The following is an 18,363-nucleotide window of genomic DNA, read 5'->3' on the forward strand; positions in this document are numbered from 1 at the left end:
TGTCAGCCCGCGAGACCCCACGAGACCGTGCTGTCCATGGACATCAGCACGGCGAGCACCACGAGATCGGCCACGCCGAGCCCGAGTCCGAGCAGGGCGCGGCCCTTTCGGCCGGTCCCGCGCAGCAGCGCGATGCTCGCGAGGACGATCGCGACGGGGCCGAGGAAGAGGTTCAGGACGAGCAGCCCGAGCAGGCCGAGGACGAACGAGGCGACGGCCATGCCGTCGGTGTCACGCCGGCCGGTGGGGACGGGGGCGGATGAGGGGGTGGTGGCCTTGGACCGGGGGGCGGTAGTGGTGAGTCCCATGGTGCGACTCCTTTCAGGGGCCGTACGGATCAGTCACGGATCGGCGGTAGCGCGCTCAGGACTGGCGACGCGAGTGCCGCTCGCGGGCCGCGAACACCATCAGCCAGACACCGATGACGGCCGCGGCGACCAGCGAGACGGAGATCGGCGCGTGGGCCACGGTGCCCATGGCGACACCGAGCAGCAGGAGGGCGGCGACGAGGAACAGCATGGGATGCCTCTCGTTGGGGACTTCGGTGAACGCTTGTGGTAACAACTGTTCACTGACTTCAGAGTACCTCCTCCGCGGCTTTCCAATCCCGGAGAACAGTTGTTAACTGCATGGCATGAGTCACACTCTCGGCATCCGGCAGGCCCAGAAGCAGAAAACCCGGCAGGCACTCCTCGACGCGGCGCTCCAGCTGCTGGAGGAGCAGAGCCTGAGCAGCCTGGGTCTGCGCGAGGTCACCCGTGCCGTGGGCGTGGCCCCCACCGCCTTCTACCGGCACTTCCGCGACATGGGCGACCTGGGCGTGGCCCTGGTCGAGGAGGCGCTCGGCAGCCTGCACACCACGCTCGTCTCGCTCCTCGCGGCGACCGGCGACGGCGAGGAACGCATCGCGGCCACCGTCGAGTTGATCGTCGCCTATGTGCGCACGCACCCGGCGCACGTCCGCTTCATCGCGCGCGAGCAGCACGGCGGGGTACAGGCCGTGCGGTCCGCGATAGGCGACCAACTCACCCTGTTCGCACAGGAGGTGAAGGACCAGTTCGCCCAGGAGTCCGATTCCGCGGGCTGGGAGGAGGACGATCTCCTGATGCTGGCCAGGATGTACGTCGACCACATGGTGATGACGGCGTCGGCACTCCTGGAGGCGGCCCCCGAGGACGAGCAGCACGTAGCGGCCGGTGCGCGCCGACGACTGCGTCTGGTCTCGCTCGGGCGACGCCACTGGCTGGACGAGCAGTGATCCCGGTCGCGGCGCGGGAGAAGGCCGCCGGTCTCGACACTCCCGTAAGGAGCTATTAGCCTTACGGTCATGACGACCGATCGCGGCTGGACGCTCGACCAGACCTTCGCGGGACCGACCGGCGCCGTCCGCTGGACCGCCCTGGGCGCCGCGGACGCTCCGCCCGTCGTCCTGGTCCACGGCACCCCCTTCTCCTCGTACGTCTGGCGGGGTGTGGCCCGTGCGCTCTCCCGCGAACACCGCGTCTACGTATGGGACCTGCCGGGTTACGGCGCGTCCGAGATGCGCTCCGGCCAGGACGTGACCCTGGCCGCGCAGGCCCAGGTCCTCGCCGAGCTCCTCGCGCACTGGGGCCTCGACGAACCGGCCGTCGTGGCCCATGACTTCGGCGGCGCCATCTCACTGCGCGCCCATCTCCTGCACGGCGCCCGCTACGAACGCCTCGCGCTCGTCGACCCCGTCGCGCTCGCACCCTGGGGCTCCCCCGCCTACCGCCTGCTCGGCGCGAACGCCGACGTCTTCAACCAGCTGCCGCCCGCCCTGCACGAGGCACTCGTGCGCGCGTACGTCGCCTCGGCGAGCCACCGCGGCCTGCACCCCGCCGTGCTCGACCGCCTGGTCGAACCCTGGTGCACGGAGGAGGGCAGGCCCGCCTTCTACCGGCAGATCGAACAGAACAACCAGCGCTTCACCGACGAAGTCCAGGGGAGTTACGGGGAGTTGGCGCTGCCCGTCCTCATCTGCTGGGGCGCGGACGACACCTGGATCCCGGTGGAGCGAGGCCACGAGCTCGCCGAGCTGATCCCCGGCGCCGAGCTGCGCCTGGTCGAGGGCGCCGGACATCTCGTACAGGAGGACGCGCCGGCCGAGCTCACCGGTGAGCTGAGCCGCTTTCTGCGTACAGGCCGCTGACCTCGGCGGCGGCGTACGCCAGTTCGGCCCGCACCTCGGGCGGCGAGAGCACCTCCACACTGGCGGCGAACGGCAGCAGTGTCCGGGCGTCGCCGACGACGCCGAACCCGAGACGGACAGTGATCCACTCGCTCTCCCCGTCGTCGTCGGGAGGCTCACTGAGGAACTGGCTCTTGAGGCGCAGGAACTGCGCGAACCGGTCGCGCGCGACCCGCGCCGTCACGTCGACGCCGACCGGCCGGTCCTCGACCTGCCGCTTCAACACGTCCCACACATCGGCCAGTTCGACGCCGAGCCTGCGCCGGGCGGGCAGGTCCATGAGGTGCGCGGCCTGCACGCGATCGGCCCGGAAGAGCTGCGGGGCGCCACGCCGGTCGGCGACCAAGTACCAGACTCCCGCCTTGGAGACGAGGCCGTAGGGATCCACGGTGTAGGTACGCGGCCGTTCGGCGCCGCTGTGCCGGTAGCGCAGGCGCAGCCGCCGGTCCGAGAAGACCGCGTCCTGCAGCACGTCGAGATCGACGGCGACCGGATCCGAACCGCGGGGCCCCGGCATCCAGCGCGCCGAGTCGACGAGAATACGGCGGCTCGTCAGCTCGGCGGCGGGCCGGTGCGGTGCGGGCAGTGCCGCCATGACCTTGCGCAGCGCGGAGCCGAGCGCCGCGTCGAGCCCGAGCGCTGCGTGCGCGCCCTGCGAGGCCAGGATGAACAACGCCCGCGACTCGTCCGCCGTGAGCCCCGTGACGTCCGTACGGAAACCGGGCAGGAGCGCGATGCCCCCGTGCCGCCCGCGCTCGGCGTACACCGGGACGCCGGAGGCGGAGAGCGCCTCGATGTCGCGGTAGATGGTGCGCACCGAGACTTCGAGACGGTCGGCCAGTTCATGGGCCGGGACCTGCCCCCGGGTCTGGAGCAGCAGCAGGATCGAGAGCAGCCGGTCGGATTTCACGCGGTCAAGGATGGCCTGTCGGCCCTCTCCGGATCATGTTTATGATTCAGGCGTGTTCGATTCCCGGCACATCAGGTCATTCCATGAAGTGGTCCGGACCGGCTCGTACTCCGCCGCCGCCCGCTCGCTCGGCTATACGCAGCCCGCGATCACCCAGCAGATGAAGGCGCTCGAACGGTCCGTGGGCACGGTCCTGTTCACCCGCGTCGGCCGCAGGATGCGCCTCACCGAGGCGGGCGAGGCGCTGTCCCGGCACGCGGGGATCATCCTCGGCAACATCGACGCGGCCCGGCAGCAGATGAACGCGATCACGGGCCTGCGCACCGGCCGCGTCCGCATCTGCGCCTTCCCCAGCGCCAACGCCACCCTCATCCCCGAGGCGCTGTCCCGGCTCGCGGCGAGTCATCCCGGCGTACGCGTCGAACTCCAGGAGAACGAGCCGCCCGAGTCGCTCCGGCGTCTGGTGGACGGCGACTGCGATGTCACCCTGGCCTTCCACTATCCCGGCCTGCACGAGGACGTGCCGAAGGAGGTGGTGGAAATCCCGCTGATGGAGGACCAGTTGACGGTCCTGATGCCGTCGAGGCACCCCCTGGCCCGGCGCCGCCGCGTCAGGCTCGTCGACCTGGCGGGCGAGCGCTGGATCGCGGGCTGTCTGCGCTGCCGCGCCAACTTCCTGCACGAGTGCGCCGAGCAGGGCTTCACGCCCGACATCGCCTTCACCACGGACGACAACCTCGTCATCCAGAGCCTGGTCGCCGAGGGGCTCGGCATCGCGATGATGCCGGGGCTCGTCCTCAACTTCCTGCGCCACCGGGAAGTGACGGGGCGTGCACTCGAACCGGCGTCACGGCGGCAGGTCTCGGCGTACGCGCTGCGGGAGCATCTGCGGATTCCCGCGACGGCGCTGGTACTGGAGGAACTGAAGGCGGTGGCGGCGAACCGGATGGGCTGCTGAGGCGCGCGAACCGCGACCGAGCGTGCCCCCGGTCGTCGATCCATAAGCAGAAGTTGGGGAACGGCTTAGAAACTGTCGTTGGACGTGATGGAAGAGCGGCAGGACGCTGCTCCTATGAGTGCCTCCACCACCGCGTTCCGCGCGGCCCGCACCACCGAGCGCCTCCACGCCCTCGTCTCCGACCTTCGCGAGGCCGTCGGCCGGGGCCTTCCGCCGGACCTCACGGCGTACCTGGTCGGCGAACGGCTCGCGCCGCATCTGGGCGCGGCCGACCTCCTCACCGACGAGCAGCGCGAGGGTGACCCCGAGCGGTATCGCCAACACCTGCTGCACGCCGAACACGACGGCAGCTTCTCCGTGATCGGCGTCGTCTGGCTGCTGGGCCAGCACACGCCCGTCCACGACCACGTCTCCTGGTGCGCCACCGGCGTCCACGAGGGCGAGGAACACGAGCGCCGCTACCGGTTGATACCTGCGTCCCCCGGCGCCCCGGCCCGGCTCGTCGCCACCGAGGACCTGGTCAGCCGACAAGGCACGGTGAGCGGTTTCGCGCCGCCCGGCGACATCCACCGGGTCTGGAACGGCGGAACGGAGCGGGCGGTCTCGCTCCACGTGTACGGCGCGGACATCTCCCGCCTCGGCACCAGCGTGCGCCGGGTGTACGAGCTGCCGGCCGACCGCTGATGGCGCTGCTCGGACAGCGGCCACGCGTCGCCGCCGTGACGCCTCCGGGCCCGCGCCCGCTGCCGGGGCTCGGCCTCGCGGCCCTCGGTGTCGCCGTGGCCTGGGTGACGCACGCCTTGATCCCGGCCGTGCCGATGCTGACGGCGGCGGTGGTGCTCGGGCTCGCGGCGGCCCATGTGCCGGGGGTGCGCGCAGTCGTGCGAGGCCGGGGCAAGGCCGGGCTCTCCCTCGCCGGGAAGCGGCTGATGCGGATCGGCATCGTGCTCCTCGGCCTGAAGCTGAGCCTGAGCGATGTCCTGGGCGTCGGCTGGGCGACGGTGGCGATGGTGCTCGGGGTGGTGGCGGCGACGTTCTTCGGGACGTGGTGGCTCGGCCGCCGCATGGGCCTGCCCGGCGACCAGCCGCTCCTGATCGCCACCGGCTACTCGATCTGTGGGGCGTCCGCGATCGGGGCGGTCGGCGAGGCGAGCGAGAGCGAGGAGCGGGACGTGGCGGTGTCGGTGGCACTCGTGACGCTGTGCGGGACGCTCGCCATCGCCGTACTGCCCCTGCTGCAGGGGCCGTTGGGGCTGAGTGACGCGGAGTTCGGGCGCTGGGTGGGGGCCAGTGTCCACGACGTGGGCCAGGTGGTGGCCACCGCGCAGACCGCTGGGGCGGGGGCGCTTGGGGACGCGGTCCTTGTGAAGCTGATGCGGGTGGCGGTGCTTGCGCCGCTGGTGGCGGCGGTGGGTCTTTCGCTGCGGGCCCGCGTGACCGCTGCGCGCGGGGCGGGGGCGCGGCGACCGCCTGTGCTGCCGCTGTTCGTGGCGGGATTCCTCGCGATGGTCGCGGTACGAAGCACTGGCTGGGTCCCGGGGCCCGCCCTCTCCCTGGCGGGCCACGCCCAGGAACTACTGCTGGCGGCGGCCTTGTTCGGTCTCGGCTCGGCGGTGGACCTGCCCTCGCTGACCCGAACCGGGGGGCGGGTGGCGGTGCTTGGGCTGTGTGCGTGGGTGGTGGTGGCGGGGGTTTCTTATGGGGGCGTGCTGCTGGTGGGCTAGGGGATTTCTCCCCAACCCCGCCCCTTCCCGAAAACCCGCTCTGGCGCGGGGGCCTTGCGTGCCGCAATCACCGGCTCCGCCGAGTTCGTCCTCAAACGCCGGACGGGCTGAAAAACGAAAATTCAGCCACGGGGCCAGGGATCAGCCCAGGCGGACCCGCGCCAGTTGCCGCGACTGGGCGACCAGGCGGTCCTCCGCGTCCCAGACCTCCGCGTCCTCCTCCAGGAAGCCACCGGCGAGGTTACGGGTCGTGATCGCGACCCGGAGTGGGCCCGGCGCGGGCCGGGCCCGGACGTGGACCGTCAGCTCCACCGTAGGAACCCAGCCGGAGAGCCCCAGCTCAAAGGCCGTCGGCGGCAACGCGTCCACCGCGAGCAGCAGCGACAGCGGATCCGCGTCGCGGCCGTCCGCGAGGCCGAACCAGGCGCGCATCTCCCCCTTGCCGGAGGGTTGGCCAAGGGCCCACCCCAGGGTGGAGGGGTCCAGCTTCAGGAAGAGGCGGTCACTGATCGCGGAACTGCCGGGAACAGGACGGTGGTCCGGGGCGTCCTGGGGCCCGAAGCACTGCTCCAGCGGCGGCAGCGACGGCGGCTTGGCCGTCGTACGGACGTCGTCGGGAAGGCCCGCGAGGTCTCCGTACGAGGCGAGCACGCGGATCCGCTCGACCTCGCGCCCCTCGTCGTCGTACTGGAAGAGCGAGGCCTGCCCGGTCGACAGGGTCCGCCCGGCACGCGCCACGTCCGTGCGGATCACGGCGGGCCCGGGGTGCGACGCGGTCAGGTAGTGCGCGGAGACCGTGAAGGGATCCGCGTGCGGCAGGGCGTCGGCCAGCGCACGGCCGAGGACCGCGAGGAGGTAGCCGCCGTTGACGGCGTTGATGATCGTCCACCCGGCGGAGAGCTCGATGTCGTAGACACCGGGCTCGCGCCGGGTGACCGCGGTGTCGCGGTCGAACTCGCTGTCGCCGATGCTCGCGGGCACCGCTACCGGTATGGATGCTGCCTCTGCCATACCGGCAACGTACAACATGTGATTACTGAGCGGTAGCTTTTCTGGCGGGGCGATCCGCTAACCCGCGTCCTCCACCTCCACCGCCGTCGACCGCCGGTGCCAGGCCCGCGGCGCGCGCCAGTGGTAGCGCAGTGCCAGCAGCCGCAGGACGAAGGTCGTGATGACGGCGAGGGTGCTGGTGAAGGCGTTCACCAGGTCGTAGTTGATGCAGAGCGCGACCATCGCGGAGCCGACGATCGCGGGTACGGCGTACAGGTCGCGGTCCCAGCGCACCAGCGAGGGCACTTCGTTGGCGATGATGTCGCGCAGCACGCCGCCGCCCACCGCGGTGGCGAGCCCCAGGGCCGCCGAAGCGGTGAGGCCGAGGCCGTAGTCGTACGCCTTCGTCGTGCCGGTGACACAGAAGAGTCCGAGGCCCGCGGCGTCGAAGACGTTCACCGCGAGCTGTGTGCGCTCCACCTCCGGGTGCAGGAAGAACACCAGGGCCGCGGCGAACAGCGGCGTGATGAAGTAGCCGAGGTCGACGAAGGCGGCGGGCGGCACCGCCCCGATGACCACGTCACGGAAGATCCCCCCGCCCAGGGCGGTGACCTCGGCGAGCACGACGATCCCGAAGACGTCGAAGTTCTTGCGTACGGCGAGCAGGGCGCCGGAGATCGCGAAGACGAAGATGCCGACGATGTCGAGCGCGTGCTGGACGGAGGGACTGAACAGATCGTGGATCACGCGACATTCTTACCTGCCCGCCGCCGCGGTCCTCACCAGGTCGGCACTGCGCGGCGCCAGTGGCGCCAGCGGCGCCGAGGCGGCTACAGGGCGGGCTTGCCCTTCGTGAACAGCCATGTCCGGAAGAGGCTGTCGAGCTGCTTGCCGGAGATCTTCTCGGCGAGCCGGACGAAGTCGGCGGTCTCGGCGTTGCCGTACCGCTGCTGCTTCGCCCAGGCCGGGAGCAGCTTGAAGAACGCCTTGTCACCGATGCGCTCGCGCAGGACCTGAAGGGTCATCGCGCCGCGCTGGTAGACGGCCGAGGCGAACATGGTGTCCCGCTGCGGGTCGCCGACGACCGTCTGCCAGAAGGGCGCGTCGGCCGGGCGTGAGGTGTAGCCGGCGAGGAAGGCGTCGCGGGCGCTCTGGGTGCCCTTGTGCTCGCTCCACAGCCACTGGGAGTAGGTCGCGAAGCCCTCGTTGAGCCAGATGTCGCTCCACTTCTCGGGGGTCACGGAGTCGCCGAACCACTGGTGGGCGAGCTCGTGGGCGATGGTCGACTCGCTGCGGATCGCGGAGTAGACCGGCTTGGTCTGGGTCTCCAGGGAGAAGCCGGCCTGCGGCATGTCGTCGACGATCGCGCCGGTCTCCTCGAAGGGGTAGGGGCCGAAGACCTTCGACCAGTAGTCGGTGACCTCGGCCGTGACCCCGTACACGTCGACGTTGTTGCTGTTCTCCAGGACCGGGTCGATGGCGACGTAGATCGGGGTGCCGCCCGGGGTCCGGCCCTTCTTGACGTCGAACTTGCCGATGGTGGCGGTCGCGAGATAGGTCGCCATGGGCTTGGACTCGCGCCAGTGGGCGACGGTCTGCCCGCCCTTGGTGTCCGTGTCGACGAGCCGGCCGTTGGAGACCCCGGTCAGGCCCTTGGGTGCCTTGATGCGGATGTCGAAGGCGGCCTTGTCCGAGGGGTGGTCGCTGGAGGGGAACCATGTGGAGGCGGCGTTGGGCTCGCAGGCGACGAAGACGCCGTCGGTGGTCTTCATCCAGCCGTAGTCGGAACCGAAGACGATGGGACCGCTCAGCGGCTCGGGCACGCCGCCGTAGGTGACGGTCACCGTGAACGTCCTGTGCTTGCGCAGGTGATCGCGCGGGCTGACGCGGATCTCGTCGCCGTCGCGGGTGAACTTCGCCCGTCTGCCGTTCACCTCGACTCTCGTCACCTGGAGCTTCTGAAGGTCGAGGTGGAAGGAGGAGAGGTTCTGGGTGGCGCGCGCGGTGATCGTGGTGCGGCCGTCGAGGCGGTCGGTGTCAGGGTTGTACGCCACGTCGAGGCCGTAGTGGCGTACGTCGAAACCGCCGTTGCCGAGCTTCGGGAAGTACGGGTCGCCGACGCCGTCGGAGCCTGGGTGGGGCGCGGGCGCGGCGGCGATCACGCAGAAGGAGGCGGCGGCGGTCGCCAGTGCCCCCAGACGTGCCGAACGGGAGAGTGCCATGAGTCGTCCCTTCGCGCGTGTTCCGGTGAAACGGACACGCAGACTCTGCACTCTCCCGTATGGGCGTGTACATGACCTGGTGACTGATTTTTACCAAGTCATCAGGATCTACTTGTCAGTTGACGTCTTCTTCGGAGACGCCGCCTCCTCGGCCGCCGTCTCCTCCGCCTTGCTGACCACGGACACCACGTCGATCGCCTCCCTGGCGACCTGGAGCAGCTTGGTGTCGCCCGGCTGCTGGTCCTCGGCGTTCTCCGGGTGGTGGCACGCCACCTGGTGGCCGGTGGCGAGCGGGATCAGCGGCGGTTCGGTCTTCGCGCAGATCTCCGTCGCCTTCCAGCAGCGCGTGTGGAAACGGCAGCCGGTGGGCGGGTCGATCGGCGAGGGGACGTCACCGCGCAGCAGGATGCGCTCGCTCTTGACGCCGCGCCGCTTGGGGTCGGGCACGGGCACGGCCGAGAGCAGCGCCTTGGTGTACGGGTGCATCGGCGTGGAGTAGAGGTCCTTGCGGTCCGCCAGCTCCACGATCTTGCCGAGGTACATCACCGCGATGCGGTCCGAGACGTGCCGGATGACCGAGAGGTCGTGCGCGATGATCACGTACGTGAGGCCGAGCTCGTCCTGGAGGTCGTCCAGGAGGTTGACCACCTGCGCCTGGATGGAGACGTCGAGGGCGGAGACGGGCTCGTCGGCGACGACCAGCTTGGGCCGCAGGGCGAGCGCACGCGCGATGCCGATGCGCTGGCGCTGACCACCGGAGAACTCGTGCGGGTAGCGGTTGTAGTGCTCGGGGCTGAGCCCCACCCGCTCCAGCATCTCCTGCACGTGCTTCTTCAGGCCACCCTCGGGCTTGACGCCCTGCAGCTTGAACGGCGCACCGACGATCGTGCCGATGGTGTGCCGCGGGTTCAGCGACGAGTACGGGTCCTGGAAGATCATCTGCACGTCGCGGCGCAGCGGCCGCATCTTGCCGGTGTTCAGGTGCGTGATGTCCACGCCCTCGAACTCCACGCGTCCCGCGGTCGGTTCGAGCAGCCGGGTGATCAGACGGCCCATCGTCGACTTGCCGCAGCCCGACTCGCCCACGACGCCGAGCGTCTCACCCGGACGTACGTCGAAGCTGAGACCGTCGACGGCCTGCACCGCCGCCACCTGGCGCTGCAGCAGCCCCTTCTTGATGGGGAAGTGCTTCACCAGGCCGTCGACCTTGAGCAGCGGCTCGACGGACTCGGCCGAGCCCTTCGTCTGCGCAGGGATCGTCATCTCCTGGCCCTTCGCCTGAGCTTTCGTGGCGTCTTTCGTGTCGTCTTTCACAGCTTCGGCGCAATCTCTTCGGTCCAGATCCGGGTGCGCTCGTCCTGCGACATGTGGCAGGCGGAGAAGTGACCCGGCGCCACCTCGCGCAGGTCGGGGCGCTCGCGGCGGGTGATCTGGTCCTTGGGGATGTCGGCGTAGGGGCAGCGCGGGTTGAAGGCGCAGCCCGTAGGCAGGTTGATCAGGCTTGGCGGGGAGCCCTTGACCGGTACGAGACGGTCCATCTCCTCGCGGTCGATGCGCGGCATCGATCCCAACAGGCCCCAGGTGTAGGGGTGCTGGGGCTCGTAGAAGACCTTCTCCGCGGTGCCGCGCTCGACGCAGCGCCCGCCGTACATCACGAGCAGTTCGTCCGCCATCTCGGCGACCACGCCCAGGTCGTGCGTGATCATGATGACCGCGGAGCCGAACTCCTTCTGCAGATCCCGGATGAGGTCGAGGATCTGCGCCTGGACGGTGACGTCCAGGGCGGTCGTCGGCTCGTCCGCGATGAGCAGCTCGGGGTTGTTCACCAGGGCCATCGCGATCATCGCGCGCTGGCGCATGCCGCCCGAGAACTCGTGCGGGTAGCTGTCGACCCGCTTGTCCGGCTGGGGGATGCCCACCCGGTCGAGCATCTCGATGGCGCGCTTGCGGGCGGCCTTCTTGTCCACGTCGTGGTGGACCCGGTACGCCTCCATGATCTGCTTGCCGATGGAGTAGTACGGGTGCAGCGCGGACAGCGGGTCCTGGAAGATCATCGCCATGTCGCGGCCCCGCAGCTTGCGCACCTGGTTGGGGTCCGCGGTGAGCAGCTCCGTGCCGTTCAGCCAGATCTCGCCGGAAAGCCGCGGCTTGCGGCTGCCGTACTGCCCGGCGGTGTGCAGGCCGAGGATGCCCAGCGAGGTGACCGACTTGCCGGAGCCCGACTCGCCCACGATGCCGAGGGTCTTGCCCTTCTCCAGCTGGAAGCTGAGCCCGTCGACGGACTTGACCAGGCCGTCGTCGGTCGGGAAGTGCACCTTGAGATCGCGTACTTCGAGGAATGCGGTGGGAGCGACCGAGTCGGTGACGGGTTCTCCGACCGCCGCTCCGGTCTTGTGCAGTTCGGTCATCCCAGCCTCACTCGCGGGTCGATGACGGCGTACAGAAGGTCGACGACGAGGTTGGCCAGGGCGATCGCGAGCGATGCGCACAAGGTGACGCCGAGGATCACCGGCAGGTCCTTGTTGCTGATGGCCTTGACCGCCTCCAGGCCGAGTCCCGGCAGGTTGAAGGTGGATTCGGTCAGGACGGCGCCACCCATGAGCACGCCGAGGTCCAGGCCGAAGACGGTGAGGATCGGCGTCATGGCGGAGCGCAGCGCGTGCCGCCTGATGACGACGGCCTCGCCGAGCCCCTTGGCGCGCGCGGTGCGGATGTAGTCCTCACCGAGCACTTCCAGCATGGTGGCGCGGGTGAGTCGCGCGTACATGGCGGCGTTGAGGAACGCGAGCACGATCCACGGCAGGATCAGGGTTTCCAACCAGATGTTGATCGGATCGTCCGTGGTGAGGGTGTCCTCGATCTTCACCCAGCCGAGGGTGTGGACGAAGAGCCCCATCGCGATCATGCCGGTGAAGAAGACCGGCAGGGAGACGCCGCCGAGGGCGGTGATCATCGCGGAACGGTCCCAGATGGTGCCCCGCTTGAGTGCGGAGAGCACACCGGTGGCGACACCGGCGACCAGCCACAGCACGCACGCACCGGCGGCGAGCGCCGCGGTGACGGGCAGGGCGTCCTTGAGGGTCTCCCAGACGGGCGCCTCGGTACGGAAGGAGTATCCGAAGCAGGGGGCCGGACAGTGGGTCACGTCGGCCCCGTTGGCGTAGTCACGCCCCATCGGGATGCCCTTGACGAAGTCCCAGAACTGGACGAGCAGAGGGTCGTCCAGACCCAGTTTGACCCGGATGCCCGCGAGCTGCTCGGCACCGGATGACTTGCCGGCGAAGAGGACGGCGATGTCCTGTCCCGCCCACTTGGGCAGCATGTAGAAGACGGTGAAGGTCGCGAGCAGTACGACCAGCACCATGACGACGACGGCGATCAGGCGCCGGATGAGATAAGCAAGCACTGTGCGCGGCCCGGCGGTGGCCGGGACCCCCTTGTGAGGGGTCCCGGCCACCGCCCGGGGCCATCACCTGCCCTTCGGACTGGCGGGATTCGGCGGTGGGACTGCCTTGCGGCGGCTGCCTTGCGGCGGGGACTACTTCTTGTCGCTCACACCGAGCGAGACGTAGTCGTAGCGACCGCTGTACGCGGCGGACGAGTAGACGTTGGTCGCCCGCGAGGAACGCCAGCTGATGTTCTTCTCGTAGATGAAGGGCATCCAGTAGGCCTTGTCGACGATCTCGTGAGCGAGGTCGGTGTAGATCTCACCGGCCTTGTTCGGGTCGACCGTGCCGATCGCGTCGTCGAAGTACTTGTCGATCTTCGGCTCGTCGATCTGCGACTCGTTGTAGTTGCCGTTCTCGTTGATGAAACGGCTGTCGAACAGCGGCTGGGCGTAGCCCTGGCCGGTCGGGAAGTCAGGACCCCAGCCCGCCATCGTCATGCCGATGCCGCGCTTCTTCACCACCGACGGGGAGCCGGTGATGCTGGAGGAGTCGGCGCCGTCGATCTGGTCGACGTCGGCGTTGATGTTGACCTTCTTCAGCTGCTCCTGGAGCGCCGTGGCGGCGTCCACCTCGCCCGGCTGGTTGGTGCGCGCCGAGATCTTGGTCGAGAAGCCGTTCGGCTTGCCGCACTCCTTGAGCTGGGCCTTCGCCTTGGCGACGTCCGGCTCGCCCTTGCGCTTCTTGATGCCGTACGGGTCGTAGTCGTCGTGACCCTTGATCGACTTCGGGAAGACGTTGGTGGCGATCTCACCGGCGGCGACCGGGCCACCACGGGTCTTCTGCAGGCTCGCGAAGTCCGTGGCGTAGAAGACGGCCTTGCGGCAGGCCTCGTTGTCGAACGGCTTCGTCTTGGTCACCAGGGCGACGTAGCGGACGAAGTCCGTCTGCATGTTGTCGACGTTGGCCCTGTGGTCCTGAATGGCGGTGGTACGACCCGACTGGGTCATGCCGGTGCCATTCATGTCGATGTCGTAGTCGCCTTCCATCAGGCGCTTGTCGTTCTCTTCGAGGTTCGCCGAGATGGTGACCGAGATCTTGTCCGGCAGGGCGGGGCGGACCGGGTCGGACGACTTCTTCCAGTTCGGGTTGCGCACCAGGGTGATGCTCTTGCCCGCGCTGTAGTTCTGGAACTTGTACGGTCCCGAGGAGAACGGGCGCTGGGTGTACTTGGCGCCGGTGTCCTCGGACTGCTTGACCGGGGTGCCCGACGGCATCGCGAGCATCTGCTCGAAGTCGCCGTTCTTCTTGGGCAGCTTGAAGATGATGGTGTTGTCGTCCGGCGTCTCGATCGCCTTCAGACCCAGCTTGTCCTTCGACTTGTCCTCGTAGGGGCCCTTGTACTCGCCCTTGGGGTCAAGCGTGGACTTCAGGTAGCCGGGGCCACCGGTGATGACCTTGGTGGCCCAGATGCGCTCGATGCCGTACTTGATGTCCTTGGAGGTCAGCTTCGAGCCGTCCTCCCAGGTGAGGCCGTCACGCAGCTTGTACGTGTAGGTCTTGCCGTCGTCGCTGATCTTCGCCGTGGACTCGGCGAGGTCGGGGACGAGCTTGTTGGACGCGGCACCCGGCTTGGTGTCGTACGTGATCAGCGTGCGGGTGTAGTACCGCATGAAGTCCCACGTCATGCCGTAGTAGGCACGCTGCGGGTCGGCCGAGTCCAGGTCCTGCTTGGCGATGAACTTGAGCGTTCCGCCCTTCTTCGCCGACTTGTTCGCGACCTTGCCGATGGCCGCGTTGTAGCCGGCGCCCTTGCTGTCGTCGTCGTCGCTGCCGCCGCCGCACGCCGTGGTGGTCACCAGCGCCGCCACGACGAGGGCCGCGCCTGCGGTCAACCGTCGTTTAGAGGAACCTGTGGGCATTTCTCGCATCCTCCGAGATTCGCGGTCCCAGGCGTTGACTGCCTTGAGAACCATGGGAAGAGCCACCTGACGCTGCGGCAGGGGCAAGCCAGTTGGAGCTGTTTACCGAGTTCCCTTGGGGTCCAGGGCGTCGCGCAGCCCGTCTCCGAAGAGGTTGAAGGCAAGCACGGTCACGAAGATCGCCAGGCCGGGGAAGACCATGAACATCGGGTCGTGCTCGTACGTCGCCAGCGCGTCCCGGAGCATGCCGCCCCAGGAGGCGGTCGGCGGGCGTACACCCGCGCCGAGGAAGCTGAGCGCCGCTTCGGTGAGGATGTTGGTGGGGATCATGAGCGTCGCGTAGACGGTGATCGGTGCGACGAGGTTCGGCAGCAACTCACGGAAGAGGATGTGGCGTTGACCGCCGCCGAGGCTGCGGGCCGCTTCGACGTACTCGCGTTCGCGCAGGCTGAGGGTCTGGCCCCGGACGATGCGCCCGACGTAGGGCCAGCCGAAGAAGCCGATCACCAGGATCAGTACGGCGATGCGGACGCCGCTGCCGGTCAGACCGAGCAGGTCGTCGGGGAGGACCGAGACCAGCGAGATCACGAAGAGCAGCTGCGGGAAGGCGAGCAGCACGTCCATGACCCGGCTGATCGTCGCGTCGACCCAGCCGCCGAAGTAACCGGCGATGATGCCGAAGAAGGTGCCGAGCACCACGGCCACCACCGCGGCGAGGAACGCCACGAGCAGCGAGATCCGGGCGCCGTAGACGATCCGGCTGAAGACGTCGCGGCCCTTGTTCGGCTCCACCCCGAAGAGGAAGTCCGAACTCATGCCGCCGAACGCGCCCTTGGGCAGGTTCGTCAGGTCTTCCAGCTCGTCCTGATGGAACTCGTTGGGCGGGTGGCCCAGCAGGGAGACGATCAGGGGCGCGAAGACGGCGACAAGGACCAGGACGAGCACGGTGATGCCGCCGGCCAGGGCGACCTTGTCCCGCTTCAGGCGGTTCCAGGCGATCTGCTTGAGGGACCGCCCCTCGACCTTCTTCACCCCTGCATCAGCTGCGGGAGCGACGTCCGCTGTCGGGTCCGCGTCCGCAGGTGTGTCATGCAATGGTGCCGTCATCGTGGCAGGGACCCCTCTCAACCGGTGGTGACCGGCCCGCACTTGCCGCTGTAGCGACGTGATCAGTCCGTCGTACGCAGGGGCGAAGCGCCCCTGGTGCGGGAGTCTTCATCGGGGTCGCGATCTGTTACCAGACTTGTCGGGGAATGGATGCGCAACCGTGATGCTGATCGAGGTGTTCCGTTATCCGGACGCAGGTGAACGAGGGGCGAACACGGGGCAGTTGGGTCGCAAGGTGCCACGGGAGCCCATAGACCCCCTCCGCCACCAGAACGGACATCATGACGGTCGGGGCAGGTTGGGCCCTGCTTCAGTACTGCTTCAGTACTGCGCGGGGTAGCCGTACCCGCCCGCGGGCGCCGGGGCGGGCTGGGCCTCGCGGTCGTAGAACGGGCGGGCGTTGGCGCGCAGCCACATGGCGACCGGGTCGTATCCGTCGGACATCGCGACGGTCGACACGGGCAGGCCGTCGGGGACGGCGGCGATCGACTGCTGCATCATCGTGCGCACCCCGTCGACCGATGCCGGCGAGGTGTCGTACACATCGAGGCCGATGGCCAGATACGGGGCGCCGAGCGCGGGCTGCACCCAGGCGCGGCGCAGCGAGCGGACCGCGGGGGTGCGGTGCGCGTTCTGCGTGAGCAGGGCGTAGAACTGGGGGATCTCGATGGCCGGCTCGGTGAGCCGCAGCGGTCCCGCGGGCAGCAGGTCCAGGCCCGACGCGATGCGCCGCAGGTCGAGCCAGGGGATGCCGACGCCGCCGCCGGGGGCGTGGGGGTTGAGCCACAGGCCGTAGTGGTCGGGGTAGAGGGTGCGGGAGATGTCGAGCCCGCGGACCACTTCGTACGAGCGGTTCCAGCCACTTGCGGAGAGCTCCTGGGCGGAGGTCACGCAGGGCGCGTACCCCAGGCCCTCGACCTCCATGTTCCCGTACTGGGCGTCGGGGGATCCGGCCTGGCCGTGCCAGAGCAGCATCCACACCTGGTCGGCGGCGAGCGCCCGCAGGAGCGCCTCGTAGGCGTCATAGCGCCCCGGCGTCACCTGGCGCAGCATGTGCTCGACCTGCCCGGCCGCAGCCGTGCCCGACGCACTCACCCTTAACCGCCCCTTCGCGATGACCCGATGACCCTACGACCCGCCGACCCGGCGGACCCGGGTCATGAAACCAGCTTAAGCGGCGATCCTGACGCCGACTTGACGTACGGCACCCTCACACACGTACCTGCACATGTCCCTACACATATCCGTGCTCGTGTCCCGGTGTCCGGCCGAAGAAGGGCCGCACCCGCTCACGCATCCAGTCGCCGACCGGGTCCTGGGCCACGTCGAGCAGCACCAGGTTCACCGGCCAGGACACGGGGGCCCGGCCGAGAGCCCGGCCCACGGCCTCCATCGGCAGGTCGCGCGCGTCACCCTCCCAGGAGGTCAGTTCGACGCCGATGAACAGCGAGGGCGTGTCTCCCTCGACGCTGGCCAGGCAGCGGCGGGCGCTCAGGACGACCCCGGTGGCCTCGAACTCGTGAGCGGCGGCGGACAGGAAGTCCACCGGGTCCTCCTGCCAGTCCGGCTCGAAGAGGCGTACGCGGCCGCCGCTCGCCGGGCCGTCCAGCGGGGTGCGCCCGGCGCGGCAGAGCTCGGCGACGGCGGGCGGCGGCAGGGGCACTCCGACCGTGCCGTCGGGGTTGACGGCGATGCCCAGCTGCGGGGGCAGGCCGCGCGCGAACTCCACGGCGGGCGCCACGGTGCAGCCCATCCGGCCGCCGGTGGCGTGCTGGAACTGCTGCTGCGAGCTGAAGACGGGGACGTACGCCTGGCCTTCGATCTCCAGCGTGGTCAGGTCGAGGGTGCCGCTGTCCGGGGCGCCGCCGTTCGGCAGCGGGATCCAGAGGGGGCTGCGGCCGAGCACCTCGACGATGCGGGCCGCCGCGGACGGCTGCGGTGCGCCGGGGGTGCCCAGGGCTGCCGCGAGCACCTCTTCGAGTTCGTTGCCCGGCCATCCCCCGGAGGGATGGGCGTGCGCCTGCGCCGGAATGTCCATCTGTCCAACCCCTGCTCTGTCCCGCTCTGCCTGCGGCACGACCCTAACGTGGCGGACGGCTCACGGCGGGCGGCTCAGTCCCCGAAGCCGATCCCCCGCAGCACACCCGCCGCCGTCCGGTCGAGGAGCACCGCCGAGCCGCAGCCCCGTGGCAGGTCACCGCGCTCGGCGGCGCCGACGAGCCGGCCGACCGTCCTGCGGTGCCGCGCGAAGGCGTACCGCGACACGCCGCGGCCGCGCGAGAGCTGGCCCTCTATGGCGGTGTCCGGCGGTACGTCGAGCAGCAGCAGGTGCAGGGTCGTGCCGCGCCGCGCGGCCTCGCGGGCCAGCCAGCGGCGCACCCAGGCCTGGGTGCCGCAGTCGTGCACCACGACGCCCTCGCCGGAGCGCAGGGCCCTGCGCAGGCCCGCGTAGTGCGCGAGGCGGACCACGGGGCGGTACACCGCGTACGGCAGCAGGCCCGGCATGCGCCGTGCCCAGCGGTCGCGGGTGTCCTGCGAGTCGATGCGGGGGCCCGCGACGGCCCGGCTCATCAGCGTGGACTTGCCGCTGCCCGGCAGACCGGAGACGACGACGAGATCCCCCGCGCCGAACGTGAGGCGGTGCGGACTGTGTCCGGTCCGCTGCCGCAGGTCACGGACGACGGCCGCCGGCAGGGGGCCACAGCTCTCCCTGGTGGGGGCGGCAGCCTGTTTGGGCAGGGCCACCCCTGTGTTGGTCGCGTAGACGCTCGTCCTGCGCACCGTGATCGGCCTCCCCATAGCGGTCACGTACCTGCTTACCGCAGCTTCCCCGGCAAGTGTAAAGAGAAGGTAATGCGGAACAAGGGCATTACTGGACTGGCACTGCCCTGTGACGAGGGCGCGTGCAATGATGTGCGCGCAAACTCCATACAGG

The 18,363-nt window shown here is 69.5% G+C and carries 19 protein-coding genes; 5 read left to right on the forward strand and 14 right to left on the reverse strand.

What is annotated here, in order from left to right; all coding sequences use genetic code 11:
• Positions 1–2: 2 nt before the first annotated feature.
• Together ACIBCK_RS33210 and ACIBCK_RS33215 are read right to left on the reverse strand one after the other, a co-directional pair.
• On the reverse strand, positions 3–308 hold the full coding sequence (locus ACIBCK_RS33210; RefSeq protein ID WP_399396257.1) for a DUF4190 domain-containing protein: 306 nt from the start codon (positions 306–308) through the stop codon (positions 3–5).
• Between the two features lie 55 nt (positions 309–363).
• Positions 364–519, reverse strand: a complete 156-nt coding sequence (locus ACIBCK_RS33215) for a hypothetical protein (protein WP_399396259.1) — start codon at positions 517–519, stop codon at positions 364–366.
• A gap of 115 nt (positions 520–634) precedes the next feature.
• Here ACIBCK_RS33215 and ACIBCK_RS33220 point away from each other — a divergent pair, with 115 nt between their 5' ends.
• Both ACIBCK_RS33220 and ACIBCK_RS33225 read left to right on the forward strand, forming a co-directional pair.
• Positions 635–1,258: a TetR family transcriptional regulator gene (locus tag ACIBCK_RS33220; protein WP_399396260.1), complete on the forward strand. Its 624-nt coding sequence runs from the start codon at positions 635–637 to the stop codon at positions 1,256–1,258.
• A gap of 69 nt (positions 1,259–1,327) precedes the next feature.
• On the forward strand, positions 1,328–2,170 hold the full coding sequence (locus ACIBCK_RS33225; protein WP_399396261.1) for an alpha/beta fold hydrolase: 843 nt from the start codon (positions 1,328–1,330) through the stop codon (positions 2,168–2,170).
• On the opposite strand, the gene ACIBCK_RS33230 is transcribed toward ACIBCK_RS33225, so the two are convergent.
• Positions 2,130–3,119: a helix-turn-helix transcriptional regulator gene (locus ACIBCK_RS33230; RefSeq protein WP_399396263.1), complete on the reverse strand. Its 990-nt coding sequence runs from the start codon at positions 3,117–3,119 to the stop codon at positions 2,130–2,132. The genes ACIBCK_RS33225 and ACIBCK_RS33230 overlap by 41 nt on opposite strands.
• Before the next feature lie 52 nt (positions 3,120–3,171).
• Between ACIBCK_RS33230 and ACIBCK_RS33235 the strand changes: the two genes are divergently transcribed.
• From ACIBCK_RS33235 to ACIBCK_RS33245, 3 genes are all read left to right on the forward strand, one after another.
• Positions 3,172–4,077 (forward strand): LysR substrate-binding domain-containing protein, encoded by a 906-nt coding sequence (locus ACIBCK_RS33235; protein WP_399396265.1) that lies wholly within the window; start codon positions 3,172–3,174, stop codon positions 4,075–4,077.
• A 114-nt stretch (positions 4,078–4,191) separates the two neighbouring features.
• Positions 4,192–4,761, forward strand: coding sequence for a cysteine dioxygenase (locus tag ACIBCK_RS33240; RefSeq protein WP_399396267.1), 570 nt, complete (start codon positions 4,192–4,194; stop codon positions 4,759–4,761).
• On the forward strand, positions 4,761–5,801 hold the full coding sequence (locus ACIBCK_RS33245; protein WP_399396268.1) for a YeiH family protein: 1,041 nt from the start codon (positions 4,761–4,763) through the stop codon (positions 5,799–5,801). Before ACIBCK_RS33240 ends, ACIBCK_RS33245 begins: the two co-directional genes overlap by 1 nt.
• Before the next feature lie 141 nt (positions 5,802–5,942).
• Here ACIBCK_RS33245 and ACIBCK_RS33250 read toward each other — a convergent pair whose 3' ends face one another.
• The 11 genes from ACIBCK_RS33250 to ACIBCK_RS33300 all read right to left on the reverse strand — a co-directional run bounded on the left by ACIBCK_RS33250 (position 5,943) and on the right by ACIBCK_RS33300 (position 18,215).
• On the reverse strand, positions 5,943–6,812 hold the full coding sequence (locus ACIBCK_RS33250) for a thioesterase family protein (protein WP_399396270.1): 870 nt from the start codon (positions 6,810–6,812) through the stop codon (positions 5,943–5,945).
• A gap of 57 nt (positions 6,813–6,869) precedes the next feature.
• The gene (locus ACIBCK_RS33255; protein WP_399396271.1) at positions 6,870–7,538 is read right to left on the reverse strand and encodes a trimeric intracellular cation channel family protein; all 669 of its coding nucleotides are present in this window, start codon (positions 7,536–7,538) and stop codon (positions 6,870–6,872) included.
• Positions 7,539–7,621: 83 nt separating this feature from the next.
• On the reverse strand, positions 7,622–9,013 hold the full coding sequence (locus ACIBCK_RS33260; protein WP_399396272.1) for a M1 family metallopeptidase: 1,392 nt from the start codon (positions 9,011–9,013) through the stop codon (positions 7,622–7,624).
• Between the two features lie 108 nt (positions 9,014–9,121).
• The gene (locus tag ACIBCK_RS33265; protein ID WP_399396273.1) at positions 9,122–10,276 is read right to left on the reverse strand and encodes an ABC transporter ATP-binding protein; all 1,155 of its coding nucleotides are present in this window, start codon (positions 10,274–10,276) and stop codon (positions 9,122–9,124) included.
• Positions 10,277–10,323: 47 nt separating this feature from the next.
• Positions 10,324–11,421 (reverse strand): ABC transporter ATP-binding protein, encoded by a 1,098-nt coding sequence (locus ACIBCK_RS33270; protein WP_399396274.1) that lies wholly within the window; start codon positions 11,419–11,421, stop codon positions 10,324–10,326.
• The gene (locus ACIBCK_RS33275; RefSeq protein ID WP_399396341.1) at positions 11,418–12,419 is read right to left on the reverse strand and encodes an ABC transporter permease; all 1,002 of its coding nucleotides are present in this window, start codon (positions 12,417–12,419) and stop codon (positions 11,418–11,420) included. The genes ACIBCK_RS33270 and ACIBCK_RS33275 overlap by 4 nt, the downstream gene beginning before the upstream one ends.
• Before the next feature lie 132 nt (positions 12,420–12,551).
• On the reverse strand, positions 12,552–14,321 hold the full coding sequence (locus ACIBCK_RS33280) for an ABC transporter substrate-binding protein (protein WP_399396275.1): 1,770 nt from the start codon (positions 14,319–14,321) through the stop codon (positions 12,552–12,554).
• A gap of 102 nt (positions 14,322–14,423) precedes the next feature.
• Positions 14,424–15,428 (reverse strand): ABC transporter permease, encoded by a 1,005-nt coding sequence (locus tag ACIBCK_RS33285; RefSeq protein WP_399396277.1) that lies wholly within the window; start codon positions 15,426–15,428, stop codon positions 14,424–14,426.
• A gap of 321 nt (positions 15,429–15,749) precedes the next feature.
• Positions 15,750–16,523 carry an enhanced serine sensitivity protein SseB C-terminal domain-containing protein gene (locus tag ACIBCK_RS33290; protein WP_367045089.1) on the reverse strand — a complete coding sequence of 258 codons (774 nt, stop codon included), beginning with the start codon at positions 16,521–16,523 and terminating at the stop codon, positions 15,750–15,752.
• 139 nt (positions 16,524–16,662) lie between these two features.
• The gene (locus ACIBCK_RS33295; RefSeq protein ID WP_399396279.1) at positions 16,663–17,466 is read right to left on the reverse strand and encodes an enhanced serine sensitivity protein SseB; all 804 of its coding nucleotides are present in this window, start codon (positions 17,464–17,466) and stop codon (positions 16,663–16,665) included.
• A 74-nt stretch (positions 17,467–17,540) separates the two neighbouring features.
• On the reverse strand, positions 17,541–18,215 hold the full coding sequence (locus ACIBCK_RS33300) for an AAA family ATPase (protein WP_399396343.1): 675 nt from the start codon (positions 18,213–18,215) through the stop codon (positions 17,541–17,543).
• Positions 18,216–18,363: the final 148 nt, after the last annotated feature.

The sequence above is a fragment of the Streptomyces sp. NPDC051218 genome (genome assembly GCF_044455475.1).
Lineage (GTDB): Bacteria > Actinomycetota > Actinomycetes > Streptomycetales > Streptomycetaceae > Streptomyces.

Bases quoted from the DNA above. Each gene is read 5' to 3' on its own strand.
- ACIBCK_RS33245 (WP_399396268.1), top strand. From the start codon at position 4,761: ATGGCGCTGCTCGGACAGCGGCCACGCGTCGCCGCCGTGACGCCTCCG.
- ACIBCK_RS33260 (WP_399396272.1), bottom strand. From the start codon at position 9,013: ATGGCACTCTCCCGTTCGGCACGTCTGGGGGCACTGGCGACCGCCGCC.
- ACIBCK_RS33215 (WP_399396259.1), bottom strand. From the start codon at position 519: ATGCTGTTCCTCGTCGCCGCCCTCCTGCTGCTCGGTGTCGCCATGGGC.
- ACIBCK_RS33250 (WP_399396270.1), bottom strand. From the start codon at position 6,812: ATGGCAGAGGCAGCATCCATACCGGTAGCGGTGCCCGCGAGCATCGGC.
- ACIBCK_RS33270 (WP_399396274.1), bottom strand. From the start codon at position 11,421: ATGACCGAACTGCACAAGACCGGAGCGGCGGTCGGAGAACCCGTCACC.
- ACIBCK_RS33220 (WP_399396260.1), top strand. From the start codon at position 635: ATGAGTCACACTCTCGGCATCCGGCAGGCCCAGAAGCAGAAAACCCGG.
- ACIBCK_RS33265 (WP_399396273.1), bottom strand. From the start codon at position 10,276: ATGACGATCCCTGCGCAGACGAAGGGCTCGGCCGAGTCCGTCGAGCCG.
- ACIBCK_RS33295 (WP_399396279.1), bottom strand. From the start codon at position 17,466: ATGGACATTCCGGCGCAGGCGCACGCCCATCCCTCCGGGGGATGGCCG.
- ACIBCK_RS33210 (WP_399396257.1), bottom strand. From the start codon at position 308: ATGGGACTCACCACTACCGCCCCCCGGTCCAAGGCCACCACCCCCTCA.
- ACIBCK_RS33285 (WP_399396277.1), bottom strand. From the start codon at position 15,428: ATGACGGCACCATTGCATGACACACCTGCGGACGCGGACCCGACAGCG.
- ACIBCK_RS33240 (WP_399396267.1), top strand. From the start codon at position 4,192: ATGAGTGCCTCCACCACCGCGTTCCGCGCGGCCCGCACCACCGAGCGC.
- ACIBCK_RS33225 (WP_399396261.1), top strand. From the start codon at position 1,328: ATGACGACCGATCGCGGCTGGACGCTCGACCAGACCTTCGCGGGACCG.
- ACIBCK_RS33280 (WP_399396275.1), bottom strand. From the start codon at position 14,321: ATGCCCACAGGTTCCTCTAAACGACGGTTGACCGCAGGCGCGGCCCTC.